The organism is Micromonospora sp. NPDC018662, from assembly GCF_044391475.1.
In the GTDB taxonomy this organism is placed as follows: domain Bacteria; phylum Actinomycetota; class Actinomycetes; order Mycobacteriales; family Micromonosporaceae; genus Micromonospora.
Window position 1 is genome coordinate 1 of record NZ_JBISAC010000016.1, and the last position, 22,588, is coordinate 22,588.

The 22,588-nt window shown below is 73.8% G+C and carries 22 protein-coding genes; 14 read left to right on the forward strand and 8 right to left on the reverse strand.

Features of this window, described 5'->3' with window-relative positions; translation table 11 throughout:
• Nucleotides 1-82: acyl-CoA dehydrogenase family protein (locus ACH495_RS29790; RefSeq protein ID WP_396861102.1), on the forward strand; the 82-nt coding region annotated here is incomplete at its 5' end.
• A gap of 95 nt (nucleotides 83-177) precedes the next feature.
• Here ACH495_RS29790 and ACH495_RS29795 read toward each other — a convergent pair.
• Nucleotides 178-837, reverse strand: coding sequence for a hypothetical protein (locus ACH495_RS29795; RefSeq protein ID WP_396861035.1), 660 nt, complete (start codon nucleotides 835-837; stop codon nucleotides 178-180).
• Between the two features lie 23 nt (nucleotides 838-860).
• Here ACH495_RS29795 and ACH495_RS29800 point away from each other — a divergent pair, with 23 nt between their 5' ends.
• Together ACH495_RS29800 and ACH495_RS29805 are read left to right on the forward strand one after the other, a co-directional pair.
• A complete protein-coding gene (locus tag ACH495_RS29800) occupies nucleotides 861-1,376 on the forward strand; it encodes an acyl-CoA thioesterase (RefSeq protein WP_396861036.1) in 516 nt (171 codons plus the stop codon).
• A gap of 207 nt (nucleotides 1,377-1,583) precedes the next feature.
• Nucleotides 1,584-3,554 (forward strand): acetoacetate--CoA ligase, encoded by a 1,971-nt coding sequence (locus tag ACH495_RS29805; RefSeq protein WP_396861037.1) that lies wholly within the window; start codon nucleotides 1,584-1,586, stop codon nucleotides 3,552-3,554.
• A gap of 93 nt (nucleotides 3,555-3,647) precedes the next feature.
• Here ACH495_RS29805 and ACH495_RS29810 read toward each other — a convergent pair whose 3' ends face one another.
• Entirely contained in the window at nucleotides 3,648-4,337 is a 690-nt protein-coding gene (locus ACH495_RS29810) for a TIGR03089 family protein (RefSeq protein WP_396861038.1), read from the reverse strand.
• A gap of 150 nt (nucleotides 4,338-4,487) precedes the next feature.
• Here ACH495_RS29810 and ACH495_RS29815 point away from each other — a divergent pair, with 150 nt between their 5' ends.
• Together ACH495_RS29815 and ACH495_RS29820 are read left to right on the forward strand one after the other, a co-directional pair.
• Entirely contained in the window at nucleotides 4,488-5,633 is a 1,146-nt protein-coding gene (locus tag ACH495_RS29815; protein ID WP_396861039.1) for a glycosyltransferase family 4 protein, read from the forward strand.
• 63 nt (nucleotides 5,634-5,696) lie between these two features.
• Entirely contained in the window at nucleotides 5,697-6,788 is a 1,092-nt protein-coding gene (locus ACH495_RS29820; protein WP_396861040.1) for a mannose-1-phosphate guanylyltransferase, read from the forward strand.
• 12 nt (nucleotides 6,789-6,800) lie between these two features.
• Here the strand turns inward: ACH495_RS29820 and ACH495_RS29825 are convergent, their stop codons facing one another.
• Entirely contained in the window at nucleotides 6,801-7,379 is a 579-nt protein-coding gene (locus tag ACH495_RS29825; RefSeq protein WP_396861041.1) for an NUDIX hydrolase, read from the reverse strand.
• A gap of 39 nt (nucleotides 7,380-7,418) precedes the next feature.
• On the opposite strand from ACH495_RS29825, the gene ACH495_RS29830 reads away from it, so the two are divergent.
• Both ACH495_RS29830 and ACH495_RS29835 read left to right on the forward strand, forming a co-directional pair.
• Nucleotides 7,419-8,459 (forward strand): hypothetical protein, encoded by a 1,041-nt coding sequence (locus ACH495_RS29830; protein WP_396861042.1) that lies wholly within the window; start codon nucleotides 7,419-7,421, stop codon nucleotides 8,457-8,459.
• Between the two features lie 243 nt (nucleotides 8,460-8,702).
• Entirely contained in the window at nucleotides 8,703-9,701 is a 999-nt protein-coding gene (locus ACH495_RS29835; RefSeq protein ID WP_396861043.1) for an ArsR/SmtB family transcription factor, read from the forward strand.
• Nucleotides 9,702-9,908: 207 nt separating this feature from the next.
• Here the strand turns inward: ACH495_RS29835 and ACH495_RS29840 are convergent, their stop codons facing one another.
• Nucleotides 9,909-10,994: a coenzyme F420-0:L-glutamate ligase gene (locus ACH495_RS29840; RefSeq protein ID WP_396861044.1), complete on the reverse strand. Its 1,086-nt coding sequence runs from the start codon at nucleotides 10,992-10,994 to the stop codon at nucleotides 9,909-9,911.
• A complete protein-coding gene (gene cofD, locus ACH495_RS29845; protein WP_396861045.1) occupies nucleotides 10,991-11,938 on the reverse strand; it encodes a 2-phospho-L-lactate transferase in 948 nt (315 codons plus the stop codon). The genes ACH495_RS29840 and cofD overlap by 4 nt, the downstream gene beginning before the upstream one ends.
• Before the next feature lie 99 nt (nucleotides 11,939-12,037).
• On the opposite strand from cofD, the gene ACH495_RS29850 reads away from it, so the two are divergent.
• The 6 genes from ACH495_RS29850 to ACH495_RS29875 all read left to right on the forward strand — a co-directional run bounded on the left by ACH495_RS29850 (nucleotide 12,038) and on the right by ACH495_RS29875 (nucleotide 18,689).
• Nucleotides 12,038-13,069 (forward strand): hypothetical protein, encoded by a 1,032-nt coding sequence (locus ACH495_RS29850; RefSeq protein WP_396861046.1) that lies wholly within the window; start codon nucleotides 12,038-12,040, stop codon nucleotides 13,067-13,069.
• Nucleotides 13,070-13,194: 125 nt separating this feature from the next.
• Nucleotides 13,195-15,708, forward strand: coding sequence for a bifunctional FO biosynthesis protein CofGH (locus ACH495_RS29855; RefSeq protein WP_396861047.1), 2,514 nt, complete (start codon nucleotides 13,195-13,197; stop codon nucleotides 15,706-15,708).
• Between the two features lie 151 nt (nucleotides 15,709-15,859).
• Nucleotides 15,860-16,150, forward strand: a complete 291-nt coding sequence (locus ACH495_RS29860) for a hypothetical protein (RefSeq protein WP_396861048.1) — start codon at nucleotides 15,860-15,862, stop codon at nucleotides 16,148-16,150.
• A gap of 73 nt (nucleotides 16,151-16,223) precedes the next feature.
• Nucleotides 16,224-17,621, forward strand: coding sequence for a DUF4331 domain-containing protein (locus tag ACH495_RS29865; RefSeq protein ID WP_396861049.1), 1,398 nt, complete (start codon nucleotides 16,224-16,226; stop codon nucleotides 17,619-17,621).
• A 14-nt stretch (nucleotides 17,622-17,635) separates the two neighbouring features.
• Entirely contained in the window at nucleotides 17,636-17,974 is a 339-nt protein-coding gene (locus ACH495_RS29870) for a phospholipase (protein WP_396861050.1), read from the forward strand.
• Between the two features lie 454 nt (nucleotides 17,975-18,428).
• Nucleotides 18,429-18,689 (forward strand): WhiB family transcriptional regulator, encoded by a 261-nt coding sequence (locus ACH495_RS29875; RefSeq protein WP_013284161.1) that lies wholly within the window; start codon nucleotides 18,429-18,431, stop codon nucleotides 18,687-18,689.
• Between the two features lie 72 nt (nucleotides 18,690-18,761).
• Here ACH495_RS29875 and ACH495_RS29880 read toward each other — a convergent pair whose 3' ends face one another.
• Entirely contained in the window at nucleotides 18,762-19,211 is a 450-nt protein-coding gene (locus ACH495_RS29880) for a metallopeptidase family protein (RefSeq protein ID WP_396861051.1), read from the reverse strand.
• 155 nt (nucleotides 19,212-19,366) lie between these two features.
• On the opposite strand from ACH495_RS29880, the gene ACH495_RS29885 reads away from it, so the two are divergent.
• Nucleotides 19,367-19,744, forward strand: a complete 378-nt coding sequence (locus tag ACH495_RS29885; RefSeq protein ID WP_343443388.1) for a DUF3499 domain-containing protein — start codon at nucleotides 19,367-19,369, stop codon at nucleotides 19,742-19,744.
• Between the two features lie 8 nt (nucleotides 19,745-19,752).
• On the opposite strand, the gene ACH495_RS29890 is transcribed toward ACH495_RS29885, so the two are convergent.
• On the reverse strand, nucleotides 19,753-21,129 hold the full coding sequence (locus ACH495_RS29890) for an NAD(P)/FAD-dependent oxidoreductase (protein ID WP_396861052.1): 1,377 nt from the start codon (nucleotides 21,127-21,129) through the stop codon (nucleotides 19,753-19,755).
• A gap of 3 nt (nucleotides 21,130-21,132) precedes the next feature.
• Nucleotides 21,133-22,479 carry an aspartate aminotransferase family protein gene (locus ACH495_RS29895; RefSeq protein ID WP_396861053.1) on the reverse strand — a complete coding sequence of 449 codons (1,347 nt, stop codon included), beginning with the start codon at nucleotides 22,477-22,479 and terminating at the stop codon, nucleotides 21,133-21,135.
• Nucleotides 22,480-22,588: the final 109 nt, after the last annotated feature.

The following is a 22,588-nucleotide window of genomic DNA, read 5'->3' on the forward strand; positions in this document are numbered from 1 at the left end:
CGACGCCAAGATCACCCAGATCTACGAGGGCACCAACCAGGTGCAGCGCATCGTCATGGCCCGTCAGCTGCTCAAGGGCTGACCGGCGGGACCGGGCGAACTCGGCGTGCGCCGGCCGATGCGTCGCCGGGCCCCCGGAGGGGGTGGGCCGACCGGCGACCGGCCGGCCCACCGGAGTCAGCGGAGTTCGTCGGGGCCGTCCGGGCGGTTGCCGGCCCGCGGCGGCGCCGACCAGGGCGACTCGCCGCCGGTGCGGCGGGGCAGGGGTTCGGTCGGGGTTTCCGGATAGGCCAGCGTGAGCGGGGCGGTGTCCGGGTCCTTCGCCGGGCCCGGCGCGGACCAGCCGGTGAGCGCGGGCTCGGGCTCGGTCGGGGTGCCGGCCGGGGTCAGCTCCGCCCCGGCCGTCCGCGGCGTGGGCGGGCGACGCCAGCGTCCACCACTGAACACGGCCATCAGCAGCAGCAGGCCGATGAGGAACAGCGTGCCGTTGTCCAGCGGCTGGTGCAGCGGCAGCGGGTCACCGAGCAGCCGCAGGTCGCCGGGAACCCGGTCCCGCACGGCGAAGGGCGCGACGAACAGCCCCACGTACGGGGCCGCGAGCAGCAGCCCCGCCACGAGCGGGCCGAGCGGCGAGAAGCGCAGCGTGCCGAGCAGGCCGAGCAGGATGCCGGCGACGCCGAGGTAGACGGCCGGTTCGATCAGGTTGGGGGTGCTGTACGTACCGATCTCCACCCAGCGGTTGACGGTCCGCCCAGATCCGTCCTGACCGAGCGTGACGAGCACCCAGGTGACGGGCGCCACCACCAACCCGGCGAGGAAGCTCCAGAGATGTCGCATCCGCGCACCGTACCGTTTTCGGCATGACAGATCATCCCGCGGTCCCGCCGGGTAAGCCGACCTCGTACTCCCGCGTCACGCTCAGTCGCATCATGACCGCTGTCGATGTCAATCTGTACGGGACCGTGCACGGTGGGGTACTGATGAAGTTCGTCGACGACGTGGCCGGCGCGGCGGCGGCCCGGCACAGCGGCGGCACCGCGGTCACCGCCTCCATCGACGAGATCGTCTTCTCCGAGCCGGTCCGGGTGGGTGATCTCGTGCACGCCCACGCCCAGGTCAACTGGACCGGCAGCACCTCGATGGAGGTGGGGGTGCGGGTGGTCGCCGAACGCTGGGACTCGGCCGAGGACGAGCCGGTCCGGGTCGCCACCGCGTACCTGGTCTTCGTGGGGGTGGACGTCGGCGGCGCGCCCCGCCCGGTCCGGCCGGTGCTGCCGGAGACGCCGGAGGACGAGCGCCGCTTCAAGGAGGCGGAGATCCGCCGCGCCCACCGGCTGGCCCGCCGCCGCGCCATCCAGGCCCACCGCGCCGCCTGAGGTGTTAAGCGGGGCCCCCGCCTATGCAGAATGCGTTAACAGGGGGCCCCTCCTTACATCCGTGCCCCACATGGGGCGGGGGTGCGGGGTGTGGGGCGGGCACGCACCGGGCGCGGCGCCGGGTGCGGAGAATGGCGGCACGAGGTAGGGCAAGATGGCGCCACGGCCCATGCACAGTGTCGTGCCGGGCCCCAGGGAGGGTGGAACGTGTCTGACGTGCTGTGGACGCCGCCGGCCGACGTGCGTGATCGGTCCCGGATCGGTGCCTACCTGCGCTGGCTGGCCGAGCACCGCGGGCTGGAGTTCGCCGACTACGACGCGCTGTGGCAGTGGTCGGTGACCGACCTGGACGGGTTCTGGTCCTCGATCTGGGACTACTTCGACGTGCTCGCACACACGCCCCCGACCGCAACACTGGCCGGGAGGTCCATGCCGGGCGCCCGCTGGTTCCCGGGCGCCACGCTCAACTACGCGGAGAACGTGCTGCGCATGCCGGGGCTCGGCGACGACGACCCGGCGGTGATCGCGCACGGGCAGACCCGCGCCCCGGAGACGCTCACCGCGGCGCAGTTGCGCGAGCGGGTCCGCCGGGTGGCCGCCGGCCTGCGCCGGCTCGGCGTGGGCCCGGGCGACCGGGTGGCCGCGTACGCGCCGAACATCCCGGAGACGTACGTCCTGCTGCTCGCCACCGCCAGCCTGGGCGCGATCTTCTCCTCCTGCGCGCCGGAGTTCGGCACCCGCAGCGTCACCGACCGCTGGCAGCAGATCGAGCCGACGGTGCTGGTCGCGGTCGACGGCTACCGGTACGGCGACAAGCCGATCGACAGGCGCGCCGAGGTGGCCGCCATCCGGGCCGCGCTGCCGTCGCTGCGGCACACCGTCGCCGTCCCGTACCTCGATCCGGCCGGCCCGGCCCCGGACGGCGCGATGACCTGGGCGGAGTTGGCGGCGGAGACCGACGAGCCGCTGTCCTTCACCCCGGTGCCGTTCGACCATCCGCTCTACGTGCTCTACTCCTCCGGCACCACCGGCCTGCCGAAGCCGATCGTGCACGGCCACGGCGGCATCCTGCTGGAACACCTGAAGATGCTGGCGTTGCACCACGACCTGGGCCCGGCGGACCGGTTCTTCTGGTTCACCACCACCGGCTGGATGATGTGGAACTTCCTGGTCTCCGGGCCGGCGGTGGGCGCGGCGATCGTGTTGTTCGACGGCAACCCGGGCCACCCGGACCTGGGCGCGCTGTGGCGGCTGGCGGCGGAGACCGGCACCACCTACTTCGGCACGTCGGCCCCGTTCCTGCTGGCCTCCCGCAAGGCCGGGCTGGTGCCGCGGGAGATCGCCGACCTGTCCGCGCTGCGCGGCCTCGGCTCGACCGGCGCGCCGCTGCCCGCCGAGGGCTTCACCTGGGTGTACGAGAACGTCGGCGACCGCCTCCAGCTCCAGTCGCTCTCCGGCGGCACGGACGTCTGCACCGGGTTCGTCGGCGGCGTGCCGCTGCTGCCGGTGCACGCCGGTGAGATCGCCTGCCGGGCGCTCGGCGCGAAGGTGGAGGCCCGGTCCGCCGACGGCTCGGCGGTGGTCGGCCAGCTCGGCGAGCTGGTGATCACCGAGCCGATGCCGAGCATGCCGGTCGGGTTCTGGAACGACCCGGACGGGAGCCGCTACCGGGAGGCGTACTTCGACGTCTATCCCGGGGTGTGGCGGCACGGTGACTGGATCACCGTGAACGAGCGCGGCGGCTGCGTGATCACCGGCCGGTCGGACGCCACGCTGAACCGGGGCGGGGTGCGCCTCGGCACGGCCGAGTTCTACTCCGTGGTGGAGGGGCTCGACGAGGTGGTCGACTCGGTGGTGGTGCACCTGGAGGACGACGAGGGCGGCGCCGGCGAGCTGCTCCTGTTCGTGGTGCTCGCGGACGGCCTGGAGCTGGACGACGCGATGCGGAAGAAGATCTGCCGTGAGCTGCGTACCGCGCTGTCGCCCCGGCACGTGCCGGACGAGATCCACCAGGTCAAGGCCGTCCCGCGCACGTTGAGCGCGAAGAAGCTGGAGGTCCCGGTCAAGAAGATCCTGACCGGCACCCCGGTCGACCGCGCCGCCGCCAAGGGCGCCCTGGCCAACCCCGAGTCCCTGACCGCGTTCGCCACCTTCGCCCAGCGCCGCCCCCCGGCCTGACCCGCCCCGGCGATCTTGCACTTGCTGACCCGGCGAAAGGGGTGAATCGCCCGGAACCTGGGCCGCAACTGCACGATCGCGGGGGAAGGGGGATCAGGGCAGGGTGTGGGTGGTCTTCTCGGTTTCGGCGCGGGCGGGGAGACGGGCCGGGTCGGGGTGGGCGCAGGCGACCACGCTGGCGTGGGCAGTGAGCGGGGCCAGCAGCCAGTCCACCGGGTCGGGGTGCCGGGTCACGTCGACCAGCAGGCGGTCGCCGGGGGAGAGGCCCAGCTCCGCGACGCGGGCCGCCGCGCGGGCCAGCAGCGCCGCGTCTCCCTCGCCACCCGAGGGGTACGGCGTGAAGTGGTCGCCGTGCGCGCGGACCGCACTGACGAAGTCGGCGCAGCCGGCCGGCACCTGCCGCATCGGCAGCGCGAACGGGTCCAGCGCCAGCGCGTAGCGCTCGCCGGCCGGCCAACGGGTCGCCTCGTCGACCCGGTCGACGGCGGTGAACAGCACCTCCACCGGGCCCGGCGCGTCGACCACTGTCAACGTGGCCGACCAGCAGCCGAGCAGCACCGCAGCGGTCTGCCAGTGCGGGGGCAGCAACACGCCGGCCGCATCGCCCGGCGCGCAGCCGACCTCGTCCACGAGCAGGTTGGCGGTCTTGGCCACCCAGTTCGCCAACGTCGCGCCGGACAGTTCGGTGCGCTCGCCGGTGGCATCGTCGTACCAGGTCAGCAGCGGTCGGGTGGGGTCGGGCGCGATCGCGTCGGCGAACACCCGGGCAATGTTGTCGGCCATCGGCGCGAACGATACGCGCCCGAAGTGCGTACTCGATGACAACGACAAGTCGGCGTACCGTCGGGTCGCAGTCAGCGTCGGGCGGCCCGCCCGGCGTAGGCTTGCCGACAGTGTTCTTTCCCACAACTGCGCCACCTGAGGAGTCGCCCCGTGACCGCCGGTCGCCCGCCCCGCGTTCTCATCGACGCCACGAGTGTCCCCGCCGATCGCGGCGGCGTCGGTCGATACGTCGACGGCCTGCTCGGCGCGCTCGGCCGGGTCTGCGGCGACGGTGTGGACCTGGCCGTGGTGAGCCTCCGCACCGATCTGGAGCGCTACACCCGGATGCTGCCCGGGGCCGAGATCGTCCCGGCGCCGGCGGCGGTGGCGCACCGGCCGGCGCGGCTCGCCTGGGAGCAGACCGGTCTGCCGCTGCTGGCCCAGCAGGTCGGCGCGGAGGTGCTGCACTCGCCGTTCTACACCTGCCCGTTGCGGGCCGGGTGTCCGGTGACGGTCACCGTGCACGACGCGACGTTCTTCACCGAGCCGGAGCACTACGACAAGTCGCGCCGGACGTTCTTCCGCAGCGCGATCAAGACCTCGCTGCGCCGCGCCGCCCGGGTGATCGTGCCGAGCAAGGCCACCCGGGACGAGCTGATCCGGCTGCTGGACGCCGACCCGACCCGGATCGACGTCGCCTACCACGGCGTCGACCAGGCCGCCTTCCACGCGCCCGGCGACGAGGAGAAGGCCCGGGTCCGGGCCCGGCTGGGGCTGGGCGACAACAGCTACATCGCGTTCCTCGGCGCCAAGGAGCCGCGCAAGAACGTCCCCAATCTGATCCGCGGCTGGGCCCGGGCGGTGGCCGACCGGCCGAACCCGCCGGTGCTGGTGGTGGCCGGCGGCCAGGGGCACGACGACGACATCGACCGCGCGGTGGCCGAGGTCCCGTCGCACCTGCGGCTGCTCCGCCCCGGCTACCTGCGCTACGCCGACCTGCCGGGCTTCCTCGGCGGCGCGCTGGTCGCCGCCTACCCGTCCTACGGCGAGGGCTTCGGGTTGCCGATCCTGGAGGCGATGGCGTGCGCCGCGCCGGTGCTCACCACGCCGCGGCTCTCGCTGCCCGAGGTGGGCGGCGACGCGGTGGCGTACACCAGCGAGGACCCGGAGCAGATCGCGGCCGACCTGGGCGCCCTGCTCGACGACGAGCAGCGGCGGCTGTCGCTGGCCAAGGCCGGCTTCGACCGGGCCAAGGAGTTCACCTGGGAGTCCAGCGCCGAGGTGCACATCGCCGCCTGGCGGCGGGCGCGCGCCTGACCGCGGCGCGGCGCGCCGTCTCGCCCGCCGGGGCGGCTCGCCCGCTTCGGGCATGATGTGCTGATGTTCTACGCCGTCATCCCGGCGGGCGGCAGCGGCACAAGGTTGTGGCCGTTGTCCCGCGCCGGCCATCCGAAGTTCCTCCACCCGCTGACCGGCACCTCCGCCTCGCTGCTCCAGGCCACGGTGGACCGGTTGGGGCCGCTGACCACACCGGAACGCACGCTGGTGGTCACCGGGGCCGCGCACGCCGCGGCGGTGGCCCGGCAACTGGCTGGCCTGCCGGAGGAGAACATCCTGGTCGAGCCGTCGCCGCGGGACTCCTGCGCGGCCATCGCGCTGGCCGCCGCGGTGATCGCCGGCCGCGCCCCGGAGGCGGTGATGGGCGCGTTCGCCGCCGACCACCTGATCGCCGACCCGGCCGGCTGGGCCGAGGTGGTGCGGCAGGCGATCCGCGGCGCCGAGCAGGGCTTGCTGATGACGGTGGGCATCACCCCGACCCGGCCGGAGACCGGCTACGGCTACCTGGAGACCGGTGACCCGGTCGGTGACGGGCCGCTGCGGCCGGTCCGCGAGTTCAAGGAGAAGCCCGCGGCCGACGTGGCGGAGGGTTACCTCCGCTCCGGGCGGCACCTCTGGAACGCCGGCATGTTCGTCTGGCGGGTGGACGTCTTCCTGGCCGAGTTGGCCCGCCAGCAGCCGGCGCTGCACGCCGGGATCACCGCGATCGCGGCGGCCTGGGGCGCCCCGGAGCAGGACGACGTGCTCGGCACGGTCTGGCCGACGCTGCCGAAGATCTCGGTCGACTACGCGGTGATGGAGGGCGCGGCGACCGCCGGCCGGGTGGCGACCGTGCCCGGCGACTTCGGCTGGAACGACGTCGGCGACTTCCACACGCTCAGCGAGGTGCTGCCGGCCGACGCGTCCGGCAACGTGGTGCTCGGCGGCGACGCGAAGCCGGGCGTGCTGCTGCACGACACCACCGACACCGTGGTCGTGCCGCACTCCGGCCGCCTTGTCGCCACGGTCGGCGTGCACGACCTGATCGTGGTGGACACGCCGGACGCGCTGCTGGTCTGCCCCCGGGGCCGCGCGCAGGACGTGAAGAAGATCGTCGACCAGCTCAAGGAGCGTGGCGAGGAGGGCCTGGTCTGAGTCGGCGTCCGTTCACCCCGCGACGCGGCGGGCCAGCACCGCCAGCGCCGGCGCCACCAGCTGCGCGGTGCCGCCGGCCAGCGGTTCCGGCAGCTGGTCCGGCGGGAACCAGCCCAGCGCCTCGGACTCGTCGCTGACCCGTTCGACCGCGCCGGGCGGGGCGAACACGGCGTACCGGACGTCGTGGTGCAGCGAGCCGCCCTGGCAGGCGACCGGGTGGACGTCCACGTCGATCGGTTCCGGGTCCAACGTCAGGCCGGCGATCCCGGACTCCTCGGTGGCCTCGCGCAGCGCGGCCGCCGCCAGCGTCCGGTCGCCGGGCTCGCAGTGCCCGCCGAGCTGCACCCACTTGCGGAACCTGCCGTGCAGGCAGAGCAGCACCCGGCTGCCGGTCGGATCGAGGACCAGCGCGCTGGCGGTGACGTGACCGGGCCGGTGCGCGCGGCTCATCGCCACCGGCCCGGCGGCCAGCAGCGCCAGCGTCCGGTCCCGGTTGGCGGCCGCGGCCGGGCTGGTCGCCGTCCAGCGGCTCAGCGTCGTCGTGGCGTCGGCGTGCAGGTCGGCGTACGCGGTGTGATCGGTGTCGGGCACCCGGACACTGTACGAGCGCGGCCTCCGTACCCTGACCCGGTGACCCTGCGACTCGTCGAGTTCCTGGTGGCCGGCAACGAGGCCAGCGATCTGCTGCCGGTCCGCTCGCCGGCGCTGCTGCGGGCGCACGGCGCGCGGCGCGGCTTCTGGACCGTGCTGGACGAGGGCCCGGTGGAGCAGTGCCTGGCGTTGCTGCTGGAACGCGACGACGGCGAGTGGGTGGCGCACCACGTGCCCGCCGACGCCGGCCGGGAGAACGGCCGGACCGAGGACGGCGAGGCGCTCGCGCACCACGACGGCTGGGTGTACGTCTTCGGCTCGCACTTCGGGTCGAAGGGCGGCCCGCTGCGGCCCCGGCGGGCGTTCGTGGCCCGGTTCCGGGAGGACGACGCGGTGTCCGGGCCGCTCGCCGTGCACGTGGTCCGCAACCGGTTCCGGCTGCACCGGGCGATCAACGACGCGCTCGTCGCCGCGCCGCTGACCACGCTGCCGCCCGGTGCGAGGGTCCGACAGCGGTTCCTGACCGAGACCGTGGCGCGGGGGACCGCCCGGGCCAAGGGGTGGGTGAGCCGGCTGACCGAGGACGACCTGCCGCTCAACGTGGAGGCGGCGGCGTTCACGCCGGCCGGGACGGTGCTGCTCGGGCTGCGGTTCCCGGTGACCGCCGCGGGCGAGCCGATCTACGTCGAGCTGGCCGGGGTGGCGGGGATGTTCGACGACGCCGACGTGCGCTGGCCGCGGGCGCTCGGGGCGTACGCGCTGACCGGGGTGACGCCGGCCGGCGCGCTGGCCGGTTTCCGCGCGATCACGCCGACCGACGACGGCGGCTACGCGGCGGTGATCGGGTCGATCGACGCGCTGGGCAAGGGGTCGGTGCTGCTCGACGACCACCCGCACGGCGGTGCGGTGACCTCCCGGCACGTGCGGTTCCGCCACGCCGCCGCCGACGACGCCCGGGTGGGCGCGGAGCTGGTGGCGGAGCTGGCGCCGTTCCATCACGTGGAGGGGCTGGCCGAGGTGGCGGGGCGCTGCTATTACGTGACCGACGAGGACCACCGGGTGGCGCTCTGGATCGGGTGAGCGAAGGCCGGACGGCACCCCTGCGGAACGAATCCGCAGACCCTCGTGGTGCCGTCCGGCCACGCCCGTCAGCCGGCGACCGGGTCGACACTGCACCCCGGCGTCGGCGGGCAAGGGAGAGTCTGCCGAACCGGCCGCCCTACCGTCGAGGTCTTTCACGTCACGCTTAAAGATGGAGATTACTGCCGGCGGGTAAAGTGCCAGGGGTGGCGGGCACCTCCGCCGTCCACCCGGGAGCGCTCCATGTTGAAGGTCATTTTCTCGAGCGAGGACATTCTGCGGACCCGGGTCGCCCCGGCCGCGGACCCGCTCTGGGAACTGGTCCTCAGCCTGCACCTGCTCCAGGGACGCAGCCGGGATCCCCTGTCGACGACCTGGCGGCGCGGCGTGGCGCGCGGCCTGCGGACCGACACCGGCCCCGAGCGCTACCGGCTGCTCCTCGCGCTCAACCCGCCACGCGGCTACTTCCCCGACTTCCTCACCCCGTCCGCCAGCCGGGAGGGCTTCGAGGCCGGCCTGGAGGCGGTCCGGGGCACCCCGGTCGACATGCTGCGCCGCGACCTGACCGTGCTCGCCGCGGAGAACCCGCTGCCACCGGCGGCGACGGCACTCGCCCGGGGCGAACCCGAGGTGCTGCGCGACCTCACCGACACCATGGCGCGATACCAGGAGCTGGCGATCAGCCCGTACTGGGCCCGGGTCCAGGCCGCCGTCGAGGCGGACCGGGCGCGGCGGGCGCGGGCCATGCTCGACGGGGGCGCCGAAGGGCTGCTGGCCAGCCTGCGGCCCACCATGCGCTGGGCCGACGGCGTGCTCGAGGTGCTCGACTACCCGGACACCCGGGAGCTGCACCTGGACGGCCGGGGCCTGTTGCTCGTCCCGTCCTTCTTCTGCTCCCGCACCCCGGTGGCGCTGCTCGACCCGAGCCTGCCCCCGGTGCTGGTCTACCCGGTCGACCGGCTCGGTGGCCTCACCCCCGAGGCCGCCGGCGCCCGGGACGGCGCCGCCGCCCAGCGCGAGGCGCTCGCCGCGCTGCTGGGCCGCACCCGCGCGGCGGTGCTCCAGGTCGCCGACGAGGGCTGCACCACCGGCGAGATGGCCCGGCGGCTGCGCATCTCCGCCGCCGCGGCCAGCCAGCACACCACCGTGCTGCGCAACGCCGGTCTGCTGGTCAGCCACCGGGACCGCAACACCGTGCTGCACACGCTGACCCCGCTGGGCCGCGCCGTCCTCGACGCCTGACCCGCCGCTCCCCGTCCCGAGCCGAGCCGCCACGCGCCGCTGCCGCCATCGGCGTCGAGGTCGATCGGCCACGGCCGAGACGGAAGAGAAGTGTTTTAGACGCCATGACTCTCAGGCATAATTATGACCGAGAGTCATGGCGCCTAAAAGTGGAATGCTTCCCGAGCGCCGAGCGCCGAGCGCCGAGCGGGGCGGGGCGGGGTGCGGTCAGAGCGCCAACGTCGCGCTGGCGGTGGTGCCGGCCGGCGGTGGCAGCAGGGTCGAGCCGACACCCTCGGCGGCCAGCGCCGTGCGCAGGCGTTGCAGGTCGGCGCCGAACCGGACCAGGTCCGGCCGGTCCACCGGGGTCGGCGCCGCGCCGAGCAGCAGACCGGTGGCCGTCGTCGGCCAGTCGGGCACCGTGGCGGCGAGTCCGGCGCGTACCTCCTCGTCCGTGACGTGCGTGAACACCGTGCCCGGGGCGACCACGTCGGCCACCGCGGCGATCGCCCGGTCCACCGCGGCCGGGTCGGGCGGCGTCGGCCCGGTGCCCTCGGGGAGCGTGGCCGCCGCCAGCAGGCCGGCGGCGCGCGCCTCGGCGGTGCCCAGCGAGAAGAGGTCCAGCGAGGCGTCCCGCACCAGCGCGCGGGCACCCTCGTCGTCGTCCCGGGCCGCGCCGAGGTAACCGCGGACCACGGCGACCGGCACCTGGTCGCACTTGCCCTTGATCAGCTCACCGGCGCCGGCCAGTTCGTCGACCACCGCCATCTGGGTGAGCTGGAGCTCGTTGCCGTACGGGTCGACCTCGCCCCGGTGGTCGCGGATCGCCGGCATGCCCGCCACGCCGAGCGCCACGTCGGTCAGCCCGTTGCGCCACGGGCGACCCATGGTGTCGCTGACGATGACCGCGACGTCGAGACCGTGCCGCTCGCGCAGCGCGGCCCGCAACGCCCGGGCGGACGCGTCCGGGTCCACCGGCAGCAGCACCAACCGGGTCTTGTCCACGTTGGACGCGTCGATGCCGGCGGAGGCCATCACGAACCCGTGGTGGGTCTGCACGATCCGGGTCGCGCCCCGGGTGGCGACCACCCGGGCGGTCTCGGCGGCCAGCACCCGGTCCCGCGCGGCGAGCCGCTCCGGACCGTCGGCGGGTACGTCGACCAGTCGGCCCTCCGCCTTCGACACGATCTTGCTGGTGACCACCAGCACGTCGCCGTCGCGCAGCCAGGGCGCCGCGCCGGCGATCAGCGCCGCCAGGTCGTCGCCCTCGGTCACGTGGCCGATGCCCGGCACCGGCAGGATCTCCAGCCTCACATCAACTCCAACGCGGCGCGCACCATCGCGGCGGTCGCCGCCTCGTCGGTCATCCGCAGCGGGGCCGCGCGGACGGACACGTCCGGCACCACGGCGTCCTCGTCCTCCGGGGCGACCAGCCAGCCGTCGAGCAGCCCGCCGCCGGACCGGCTGCCGTAGAGGGCGCCCACCCCGGCCGCGCTGCACTCGACGCCGAGCACGGCCAGGCAGCGGTCGGCCATGCCGCGTACCGGCGTGCCGCCGATGATCGGCGACACCCCGATCACCGGGGCCGGACCGCCGACCACCGCGTCGCGCAGGCCGGGCACGGCCAGCACCGGGGCGATGCTGACCACCGGGTTGCTCGGCGCGATCAGCACCACGTCCGCGGCGGCGATCGCCTCGACCACGCCGGGCGCGGGCTTCGCCGCCTCCGCGCCGACGAAGACGAACTGCTCCGTCGGTACGTCGGCCCGGTAGCGCACCCACCACTCCTGGAAGTGGATCGCCCGTCGCCCCTGCTCGTCGGCGATGACGGCGTGGGTCTCCAGGCGCTCGTCGGTGGCCGGCAGCAGGCGTACGCCGGGCTGCCAGCGGGCGGCCAGCGCCTCGGTGACCTGGGACAGCGGATAGCCGGCGTTGAGCATGGTGGTGCGCACCAGATGGGTGGCGAGGTCCTTGTCGCCGAGGCCGAACCAGCTCGGTTCCGCCCCGTACGCGGCCAGCTCGTTCTTCACCGTCCAGGTCTCACCGACCCGGCCCCAGCCACGCTCCGGGTCGGCGCCGCCGCCCAGCGTGTAGAGCACGCTGTCCAGGTCGGGGCAGACCCTCAGCCCGTGCAGCAGCAGGTCGTCGCCGACGTTGACCACGGCGGTCACGTCGGCGCCCGTCTCCCGGGCGTACGCCCGGACGCCGAGCAGGAACCGGGCACCCCCGATGCCGCCGGTCAGTACCACGATGCGCATGCCGTCCATCCTTCCGCACGTGCCGCCGTGGATCGCCCGGTGGCCGGAGAGACTAGGCTCACGTCGCCAACTGTCCGCTTTCGTCCCCTGGGGGAGTCCGTGACCAGCCCCACCGAGCCCGCGTCCGGTGACGCCGCGCAGGCCAGCCAACTGACCAAGCCGCTGCGCGAACTGGCCGCGCTCGTCCTGATCGGCGCGAACGCCGTGCTGCTCTTCGTCGGCCTGCTGCGCCTGCTGGTGCCGGTCGACGACTACAGCACGTTCGGCGGCCGGGCCGGCAGCACCTTCTTCGCCTTCGTCGGGCTGGAGTCGACAGTCCTGCCGTTGCTGGCCGTGCTGCTCGCCACGCATGTCCGCCCGGTGCTGCCGAAGGCGAAACTGATCACCCAGGTGGCGCTGGTCGAGTACGCCGTCGCCGCCTTCTTCGGTGCGCTGACGTTCCTGATCTGGCTGGTCAACCGGCTCGCCGACGGCGAGGTGCTGGACGCGTTCCTCGGGCTGCTCACCCGGGTGGCCTGGCTGGCGATCTTCGCGGTCGCCGCGTACGTGGTGTTCAAGATCTGGCGCACGCTCTACTACGTGCCGAAGCCCAAGCCGCAGCCCGGCGTCTACGGCCAGGCCCAGCCCGGTTGGCCGCAGCAGCCCGGCCAGCCCGGCGGCTACCCCGCCCCGGGCGGCTACCCGCCGGCCGGGGTGCCGCCGCAGCCGGGCCAGGCCCCGGCGGGCTACCCGTCGGCGGGCGCACCGCCGCAGCCCGGCTGGCCGCAGGCCGGTCCGTACGGCCAGCCGCAGTCGGCGCCGCCGTTCAACACCGCCCCGCCGCACGCCCCGCAGTCGGCCCCGCCGTTCGGCCAGCAGCCGGGCCAGCAGTTCGGTGGGCCCCAGGCCGGTCCGCAGGCGGGTGGCCCGCAGTTCGGCGCCCCGCAGGCGGGCTCGCCGTTCGACGGGCCGCAGTTCGGCGCCCCGCAGGCCGGCCAGCCGCAGTCGGCGCCGCCGTTCGGTCAGCCGCCGTCGGCCGACCCCACCCAGGCGATCCCGCGCCAGAGTGCCGAGCCGGGCCAGCCGGCGTCCCCGGCCGACGACGAGCGCACCCAGCGCTTCGACCGCGAGGACCCGAACCAGCCCCGGTGAACCTCGGTGGCGGGCGGCGGACCACCTCCGCCGCCCGCGCCGGAGCGCCACCTGGCAGCAGGTGTTAAGCGGGGCCCCCGCCTCTACCGAAAACGTTAAGCGGGGCCCCTCCTTACACTGGGCCGATGGTTGATCGCAGCGACTCCGTCCCCACCGAGGCGAGCGTCCGGCGGGCGCTGGGCCGCGCCGCCACCGGCCGGGCGTTGGACGCGGACGAGGCGGCCGCGCTGCTCACCGCGCGCGGCGTGGCACTCGACGAGCTGCTCCGCGTCGCCGGGGAGATCCGCGACGCCGGGCTGCGCGAGGCCGGCCGGCCGGGCGTGGTCACGTACTCCAAGAAGGTCTTCATCCCGCTGACCCGGCTCTGCCGGGACCGCTGCCACTACTGCACGTTCGCCACCGTGCCGCACCGGCTGCCCGCCGCCTACCTGGAGCGCGACGAGGTCCTCGCCATCGCCCGGGAGGGCGCGGCGCAGGGCTGCAAGGAGGCGCTGTTCACGCTCGGCGACCGGCCGGAGGAGCGCTGGCCGGCGGCCCGCGAGTGGCTGGACGAGCGCGGCTACGACTCCACGCTCGACTACCTGCGCGCCTGCGCGGTGGCGGTGCTGGAGGAGACCGGCCTGCTGCCGCACCTGAACCCGGGCGTGCTGTCCTGGTCGGAGTTGCAGCGGTTGAAGCCGGTCGCGCCGAGCATGGGCATGATGCTGGAGACCACCGCGACCCGGCTCTGGTCGGAGCCGGGCGGCCCGCACTTCGGCTCGCCGGACAAGGAACCCGCGGTGCGGCTGCGGGTGCTCGACGACGCCGGCCGGGTCGGCGTGCCGTTCACCACCGGCATCCTGATCGGCATCGGCGAGCACCGGGCGGAGCGGGTCGACGCGTTGTTCGCGATCCGCCGCGCGATGCGGGAGTACGGCCACCTCCAGGAGGTGATCGTGCAGAACTTCCGCGCCAAGCCGGACACCGCGATGCGCGGCATGCCGGACGCGGAGCTGCACGACCTGGCCGCGACCGTGGCGGTGGCCCGGGTGCTGCTCGGCCCGAGGGCCCGCATCCAGGCCCCGCCGAACCTGATCGCCGGCGAGTACGACCTGCTGCTGCGCGCCGGCATCGACGACTGGGGCGGCGTCTCGCCGGTCACGCCGGACCACGTCAACCCGGAGCGGCCCTGGCCGCAGCTCGACGAGCTGGCCGCGCGGACCGCGGCCGCCGGGTTCACGCTGCGCGAGCGGCTGACCGTCTACCCGGAGTACGTGCGCGCCGGCGGGCCGTGGCTGGACCCGCGCCTACTGCCGCACGTCACGGCGCTCGCCGACCCGGCGACCGGGCTCGCGGTCGAGGCGGCCCGCCCGGTGGGGCGGCCCTGGCAGGAGCCGGAGGAGGTCTTCGGGGGCCGGACCGACCTGCACGCCACCATCGACGTGACCGGCCGGACGGAGGACCGGCGCGGCGACTTCGACAGCGTCTACGGCGACTGGGCCGAGGTGGCGAACAAGGTCACCCGTCCGGCGCCCGGAACCGGCGGCGGGGACGCCGACCTGCGCGCCGGCCTGCGGCTGGCCGCGGACGACCCGGCCGCGCTGCTGACGCCGGCGCACGAGGCGGCGGCGCTGGCGTTGTTCGGTGCGGACGGCCCGGCGCTGGACGAGCTGTGCCGGATCGCCGACGACGTGCGCCGGGACGCGGTCGGCGACGACGTGACCTACGTGGTCAACCGGAACATCAACTTCACGAACGTCTGCTACGTGGGCTGCCGGTTCTGCGCGTTCGCCCAGCGGGAGAGCGACGCGGACGCGTTCCGGCTCTCCCTCGACCAGGTGGCCGACCGGGCCGAGGAGGCGTGGGCGGCCGGCGCCTCCGAGGTCTGCCTCCAGGGCGGCATCGACCCGAAGATGCCGGTCACCGGCTATGCCGACATCGTCCGCGCGATCAAGGCGCGGGTGCCCGGGATGCACGTGCACGCGTTCTCCCCGATGGAGATCGTCACCGCCGCCGCGAAGGCCGGCGTGCCGGTGCGGGAGTGGCTGGGCCGGCTGCGCGAGGCCGGCCTGGACACCATCCCGGGCACCGCCGCCGAGATCCTCGACGACGATGTGCGCTGGGTGCTCACCAAGGGCAAACTGCCGGCCGCCGCCTGGGTCGAGGTGGTCAGCACGGCCCACGAGCTGGGCATCCGGTCCAGCTCCACGATGATGTACGGGCACGTCGACCACCCCGGCCAGTGGCTGGCCCACCTGCGGGTGCTGGCCGGCGTACAGGACCGTACCGGCGGGTTCACCGAGTTCGTGGCGCTGCCGTTCGTGCACACCAACGCGCCCATCTACCTGGCCGGCATCGCCCGGCCGGGGCCGACCTGGCGGGAGAACCGGGTGGTGCACGCGATGGCCCGGTTGCTGCTGCACGGCCGGATCGACAACATCCAGTGCTCCTGGGTGAAGCTCGGCGACGCCGGCACGGTGGAGATGCTGCGGGGCGGCTGCAACGACCTGGGCGGCACGCTGATGGAGGAGACCATCTCCCGGATGGCCGGCTCGGGCAACGGTTCGGCCCGGACCGAGGAGCAGTTGCGGTCGATCGCCACGGCGGCCGGCCGGCCGTTCCGCAAGCGGACGACCGCGTACGGTCACGCCCGCGCCTGACGTCGAACCTTTTCCCGCCCTACGCCGTACCTGTGGATGCCGGCGGCGGTTGCGGCGAGGACCGCCGCCGGTGACCCCAGCCCGGGGATCCGGCGGCGTCCGGGTGCCCGGCCCTCGCGGCGCTGCGGCGCCGGTTGTGGAAAGGTTGCCGATGAGCACTGACGAGACCACCGACGCCCCGAAGCGGCGGACCTGGCCGCGGCTGACCCGCCGGCAGACGCTGACCGCCGCGGCGAGCGCCACCCTGGGCGCGGCGGCGCTCACCGTGCCGGGCCTGTCGGCCGCGCAGAACACCCCGACCGCGGGCCGGCGCGACGAGCCGATCGTGGTCCACCTCCGCGACGCCGCCACCGGCACGATGGACGTCTTCGTCGGCACGACCCGGGTCCAGGTGCGCGACCGTGGGCTGGCCGACCGTCTGGTGCGCGCTGCCCGCCGCTGACCCCGCTCCTCCCGGCGCGGGCTCCCGGCGCCGGTCCGACGTACCCTTTCCCCCGACGAAGGTGTGGTCCGCCATGTCCTCTCACCGCGAGGCCCCGGAGATCGCCAAGGATCCGGTCGCCGACAGTTCCGACCTGTACGCGTTCGTCAGCCCGAGCCGGCCCGACACGGTCACGTTGATCGCCAACTACGTGCCGGTGCAGCTCCCCTCCGGCGGCCCCAACTTCTTCGAGTTCGGTGACGACGTCCGGTACGAGATCCACGTCGACAACGACGGCGACGGTTACCCGGACGTCACCTATCGTTTCGAATTCACCACCGAGATCACGAATCAGAACAGTTTTCTCTACAACACCGGGCCGATCGAGTCGCTGGACAGCAAGAACTGGAACCGGCGGCAGTTCTACAAGCTGACCCGGATCGCGGACGGCCGGGAGCACGTGCTGGCGAACAAGTTGCCCTGCCCGCCGTGCAACGTCGGTCCGCTGTCCACGCCGAACTACCAGAACCTGGTGAAGCAGGCGACGTTCAAGCTGTCCACCGGCGAGAAGGTGTTCGCCGGCCAGCGCGCCGACGGCTTCTTCGTCGACTTGGGCGCGGTGTTCGACCTGGGTACGCTGCGGCCGTTCCAGCAGCTCCACGTGGCCGGCAAGAAGCTGTTCAAGACCGAGGGCGAGCCGGTCAACGCGTTGGACCGGCTGAACGTGCACAGCATCGCCCTCCAGGTGCCGTTGAGCAAGGTACGCCGGAAGGCCGCCCGGTACGGCTACGCCGACCGCGCGTCCACCATCGGCGTCTGGACCACCGCGTCCCGCCAGCAGGTGCGGGTGCTCGGCGACCGGGTGTCGGCGGACACCGCCACCGGCCCCTTCGTCCAGGTGTCGCGGCTCGGCAACCCGTTGTTCAACGAGGTGATCGTGCCGATGTCGAAGAAGGACCTGTGGAACACGCTGCCGCCGTCGGAGGACAAGCGGTTCGCCGGGTTCGTCGAGCGGCCCGAGCTGGCCGCGTTGCTGCCGGTGCTCTACCCGGGTGTCTTTCCCAACCTGGACGCGTTGCACAAGGCGAAGAAGCCGCGCGCCGACCTGGTGGCGATCCTGCTCACCGGCGTACCGGCGGGGCTGATCGACGGCTTCGCCAACACCACCGGCGACACCCAGGCCGACATGCTGCGGCTCAACACGGCGATCCGGCCGAGCGCCCGGCCGGACCGGTTCGGGGTGCTCGGCGGCGACCTGGCCGGCTTCCCCAACGGCCGCCGGGTCGCCGACGACGTGGTGACCATCGCGCTGCGGGCGATCGCCGGGCTGACCGTGCCGCTGGTGGACAAGACGTTCAAGCCGGACGCGGCGGCGGCGGCCGTCACGCCGGGTCTGGACGCGACGGACGTGACCGCGCCGTTCCTCGGTGACTTCCCGTTCCTCGGCACGCCGTACGACGGGTTCGGCAACCCGCCGGCGAAGCGGTCCTGACGGGAGGGGGCGGCATGCACCGGCACCACGACCTCGGCCCGTCGTACCGCGGGACCGTGATGCTCGACCTCGGCGGCGACACCGGCGCGCTGATCATCCACACCGGTCGGGACCTGCACGGGCGGGAGATCGAGATCAGCCGCGCGGACCGGGACGGCCCGCGTACCCACTCGGCGGTACGGGAGCGGCACGTCCTGGACGGCGTGTTCCACAGTGCGGTCTACCCGGACCTGGAGGCGGGCGTCTATACCGTCTGGTGGGACGAAAACACGCCGGCCGGTGCTGTTTCCGTCACCGGTGGAGCGATCGCCGAATTCGTCTGGCCGACCAGCTCACCACCGCGAAGCGACTGACCGAACGCTCAGCTACCCACGCGCCCCGTCCACATGCTGGACGGGGCGCGGTCGGCGTTGGTGGATGGACGGGCGGTACCGCGCCGCGCGCGTTAACCTTTGCCCCACCATTAGTGATCTTGGGCGGCGGCCGACGGGGGCGTCCGGCCGGCCCGCCGGTGTTGCGCCACGGCAGAAAACTTGGGGCAACTCGCCGGGGAGGGCGTTACTCGCCCGGGGTCTGAATCGATAGGGCAGGTTGCGAGGCTACGGACGGCCGCAGCGGCCGTGCCGGACGTGTCGGGAGGGCGACTCCATTATCAAGTTTGGCTTGACGGCGCACGCATTACACGCGTGTAATTTGAATGGGGTTGTTCGCGCGGAACGCACCAATTGGGTCCGTACGGACAAGCACGCCTTTCGCGTGGGGGGTTGCAGCGGCGAATGACGCCGGTGCGCGACAAGGAGGCAATCGATGGACGGCCAGCTCGAGGTGGCCGACCTGCTCGGGAACGCGCCGGAGTGGCAGGAGCGGGCGCTCTGCTCGCAGACCGACCCGGAGGCGTTCTTTCCCGAGAAGGGCGGCTCGACCCGTGAGGCGAAGCGCATCTGCTCGCGGTGTGAAGTCAAGACGGAATGTCTGGAGTACGCGCTCGGCCACGACGAGCGGTTCGGGATCTGGGGTGGCCTCTCCGAACGGGAGCGGCGCAAGCTCAAGCGGCGGGTAGCCGCCTGACCCGACATGGACCGGGCGGTGGGGGCCGCCCGGGTCCGTGGGGTCGGCGTGCGGGGTGCGGCGAGACCGCCGTCAGGCCAGTTCGTCGGGGTCGACCCCGAGCAGGTTCGCCACCTGCTCGATGATCACGTCGTGCACGAGATCCGCGAGGTCCTCCCGGTCCATCGCGCGAAACTCCAGCGGCCGCCGGTAGAGCACGATGCGCGGCGGCACCTCCTGCCGGCCGGGCCGGCCCGGCAGCAGCCGGGCGAGCGGCACCTCGCCGTCCTCCAACACGTCGGAGTCGTAGACGTTCAGATCCGGGGGGACGTCCTCGACCGCGAACTCCACCCCGGCCAACTCCTTGGCGAACCGGCGTTCGAGCGTCTCCACGGTGTCGAGCACCAGGTCGTCGAAGACCTCGGCCTTGGTCCGGGCCAGTGGCACGGTGGCCGGCACCAGCCGCCCGCGCAGCCCCCGACCGTGCCGGTCGCGGTGGGTGCGCCGGCCGGAGCCGGGGCGGCTGTGCTGCGGGCTCGTCATGACGGACAGGGTAGCCCGGTGACCCGGCCGCCCCGCCGCCGCGCGGCACGCCCGGCGCGCCGGGGCGCCGATCGGACGAATTGTGATCACCGTGACGGGCGTGTCGTAACGCGAAGCGGTGCGCCGGACCCGGTAATGGGGATACCCTGCCGCACGTGAGGTCACCACGGCGCTGCTCCCGTAACGGCTGCCCCCGGCAAGCGGTCGCCACATTGACCTATGTCTACAACGAGTCGACAGCGGTGGTGGGGCCGCTCGCGGCGTTCGCCGAACCACACACGTACGACCTGTGTGAGCAGCACGCCCGCAGCCTGACCGCCCCGCGCGGCTGGGACGTGGTGCGTCACGAGGGCGAGTTCGAGCCGCCGCCGCCCACCACCGACGACCTGGTCGCGCTGGCCGAGGCGGTCCGCGAGGCCGCCCGCCCCGCGCCGCCGCGTCCCCCCGAGGACCCTCAGTCCCGCCCCCAGTCCCAGCCCCCGCACCAGCAGGGCCGCCGGGGCCACCTCCGGGTGATCCCCCCCAACCACTGACCGTCGGGTCAGTGGCCGAGGAAGCGGGTGAAGAGGGTGGCTCGGCGGGACGGGCGGTGGGTGCGGTGCTCGGCGGCGTCGGCCGTCGACATGATCTTCAGGCCGGCGTTCATGGCCAGCCAGCGCAGCGGCTCCGGCTCCCAGCGCGGGGAACGGTGCCCGACCCAGGGCAGCGCGGTCAGGTCGCTCTCCGCGCCCGTGATCAGGTCGGCCAGCGTGCGGCCGGCCAGGTTGCTGGTGCCCACGCCGTCGCCGACGTACCCGCCGGCCCAGGCCAGCCCGGTGCGGCGGTCCAGCCCCACCGACGCGGCCCAGTCCCGGGCCACGCCGAGCGGGCCGCCCCAGGCGTGCGTCACCGGCACGTCCGGGCCGAGCGCCGGGAACAGTTCGGCGAGCGTCCGGCGCAACGCCGCGAACACCCGGGGCTCCCGGTCGAAGTCGGGGCGCACCCGGGAGCCGTAGTGGTAGGGGGCGCCCCGCCCGCCGAACGCCAGCCGACCGTCGGCGGTGCGCTGGCCGTAGACGATGAGGTGCCGGTAGTCGGAGAACGTCTCCCGCTCCGCCAGCCCGATCCCGGCCCAGGTCTCCGCCGGCAGCGGCGCGGTGGCCACCATCAGCGAGTAGACCGGCGCCACCGCCCGCCGGTGCCCGGGCAGCCCCGGGGTGAACCCCTCGGTGGCGCGGACCACCACCTGCGCCCGGACCACGCCCGCCGGGGTCACCGCCGCGCCGGGCCGCAGCGCGGTGACCGGAGTGCGTTCGAAGACGCGTACGCCCCGGCGCTCCACCGCCCGGGCCAGGCCCCGGACCAGCTTCGCCGGCTGCACGGTGGCGCAGTGCGGCGTGTACGTGCCGCCGCGTACCCCGTCGGCGGCGCAGCGGGCGGCGGCCTCGGCGGCGTCGAGCAGCACCAGGTCGTCGTCGGCCAGCCCGTACGCGCGGGCCTCCTCGAGGGCGGCGCGGGCCCGGCCGAGCTGCGTCCCGGTGCGGGCCAGCACCACCGTGCCGCCGGCCTGCCAGTCGCAGTCGATGCCCTCGGCGGCGGCCACCCGGCCGACCTCGCGAACCGTGTCGTGCATGGCCCGCTGCATGGCCAGCGCGCGGTCCCGCCCGTGCCGCCGGGCCAGCGCCGGCAGCGAGGTGGGGAACAGCGCCGAGCACCAGCCGCCGTTGCGGCCGGACGCGCCGTATCCGGCGATCTCCCGCTCCAGCACCACGACCCGCAGCGTCGGATCGGCTTCGACCAGGTAGTACGCGGTCCACAGCCCGGTGTACCCGGCGCCCACGATCGCCACGTCGGCGTCCGTGTCGCCGGGTAACCCGGGTCGCGGGATCAGCGGCTCGTCCAGGTCGGACAGCCAGTGGGACAGCTCCTGGTAGGGCATGGTCTAGAGCCGGGACCACGCCTCGGTCAGCACCGCGCGCAGGATCTGCTCGATCTCGTCGAACTGCTGCTGCTCGGCGATCAGCGGCGGGGCGAGCTGCACCACCGGGTCGCCCCGGTCGTCGGCACGGCAGTAGAGCCCGGCGGCGAACAGCGCGGTGGAGAGGAAGCCGCGCAGCAGCCGCTCGGACTCCGCCTCGTCGAACGTCTCCCGAGTCGTCTTGTCCTTGACCAGCTCGATGCCGTAGAAGTAGCCGTCGCCGCGCACGTCGCCGACGATCGGCAGGTCGTGCAGCTTCTCCAGGGTGGCGCGGAACGCATCCTCGTTGGCCCGGACGTGCCCGACCAGGTCCTCGCGGGCGAAGACCTCCAGGTTGGCCAGCGCCACCGCGCAGGAGACCGGATGCCCGCCGAACGTCACCCCGTGGGCGAACATGCCGGTCTCGGTGAGGAACGGCTCCATCAACCGGTCGCTGGCGATCATCGCGCCGAGCGGGGCGTAGCCGGACGTGATGCCCTTGGCGGTGGTGATGATGTCCGGCTGGTAGCCGTAGCGGGTGGCGCCGAAGTATTCGCCGAGCCGGCCCCAGGAGCAGATCACCTCGTCGCTGACCAGCAGCACGTCGTACGCGTCGCAGATCTCGCGGACCCGGGCGAAGTAGCCGGGCGGCGGCGGGAAGCAGCCGCCGGAGTTCTGCACCGGCTCCAGGAAGACCGCCGCGACCGTGTCCGGCCCCTCCCGTTCGATCGCCCGGCCGATCTCCTCGGCGGCCCAGCGGCCGAACGCCTCGGCGTCGTCGCCGTGCTCCGGCGCCCGGTAGAAGTTGGTGTTGGGCACCTTGATCCCGCCGGGCACCAGCGGCTCGAAGTCGCTCTTGATGCCGGGCAGCCCGGTGATCGACAGCGCGCCCATCGAGGTGCCGTGGTAGGCGATGTAGCGGCTGACCACCTTGTGCTTGTTGGGCTGGCCGGTGCGCTTGAAGTAGGCGCGGGCCAGCTTCCACGCCGCCTCGACGGCCTCGGAGCCGCCGGTGGTGAAGAAGATCCGGTTCAGGTCGCCCGGGGTCAGCGCGGCGATCTTCTCGGCCAGCTCGACCGCGGTCGGGTGGGCGTACGACCAGAGCGGGAAGTAGGCCAGCTCGCCGGCCTGCTTGGCGGCGGCCTCGGCCAGCTCGGTCCGGCCGTGGCCGGCGTTGACGACGAAGAGCCCGGCGAGCCCGTCGAGGTAGCGGCGGCCCTGCGCGTCCCAGACGTACGCGCCCTCGCCCCGCACGATGGTCGGGACCTCGCCGGCGGAGTAGCTGGCCATCCGGGTGAAGTGCATCCAGAGGTGGTCGGTGGCGTTGGCCATGTCAGCCCCATCGGGTCTCGGGCCGGTCAGGGGTGACACCGGCCGCTCTGCCCACGGTTATCGCACAGTCGTTGCTGATAACGCAAGTCTCAACGGTCGGATGCAACGG

Coding starts and splice junctions, on each gene's coding strand:
- ACH495_RS29875 (WP_013284161.1), top strand. CDS start 18,429: ATGGACGGCCAGCTCGAGGTGGCCGACCTGCTCGGGAACGCGCCGGAG.
- ACH495_RS29795 (WP_396861035.1), bottom strand. CDS start 837: ATGCGACATCTCTGGAGCTTCCTCGCCGGGTTGGTGGTGGCGCCCGTC.
- ACH495_RS29835 (WP_396861043.1), top strand. CDS start 8,703: ATGTTGAAGGTCATTTTCTCGAGCGAGGACATTCTGCGGACCCGGGTC.
- ACH495_RS29800 (WP_396861036.1), top strand. CDS start 861: ATGACAGATCATCCCGCGGTCCCGCCGGGTAAGCCGACCTCGTACTCC.
- ACH495_RS29880 (WP_396861051.1), bottom strand. CDS start 19,211: ATGACGAGCCCGCAGCACAGCCGCCCCGGCTCCGGCCGGCGCACCCAC.
- ACH495_RS29860 (WP_396861048.1), top strand. CDS start 15,860: ATGAGCACTGACGAGACCACCGACGCCCCGAAGCGGCGGACCTGGCCG.
- ACH495_RS29865 (WP_396861049.1), top strand. CDS start 16,224: ATGTCCTCTCACCGCGAGGCCCCGGAGATCGCCAAGGATCCGGTCGCC.
- ACH495_RS29820 (WP_396861040.1), top strand. CDS start 5,697: ATGTTCTACGCCGTCATCCCGGCGGGCGGCAGCGGCACAAGGTTGTGG.
- cofD (WP_396861045.1), bottom strand. CDS start 11,938: ATGCGCATCGTGGTACTGACCGGCGGCATCGGGGGTGCCCGGTTCCTG.
- ACH495_RS29810 (WP_396861038.1), bottom strand. CDS start 4,337: ATGGCCGACAACATTGCCCGGGTGTTCGCCGACGCGATCGCGCCCGAC.
- ACH495_RS29890 (WP_396861052.1), bottom strand. CDS start 21,129: ATGCCCTACCAGGAGCTGTCCCACTGGCTGTCCGACCTGGACGAGCCG.
- ACH495_RS29855 (WP_396861047.1), top strand. CDS start 13,195: ATGGTTGATCGCAGCGACTCCGTCCCCACCGAGGCGAGCGTCCGGCGG.
- ACH495_RS29895 (WP_396861053.1), bottom strand. CDS start 22,479: ATGGCCAACGCCACCGACCACCTCTGGATGCACTTCACCCGGATGGCC.
- ACH495_RS29870 (WP_396861050.1), top strand. CDS start 17,636: ATGCACCGGCACCACGACCTCGGCCCGTCGTACCGCGGGACCGTGATG.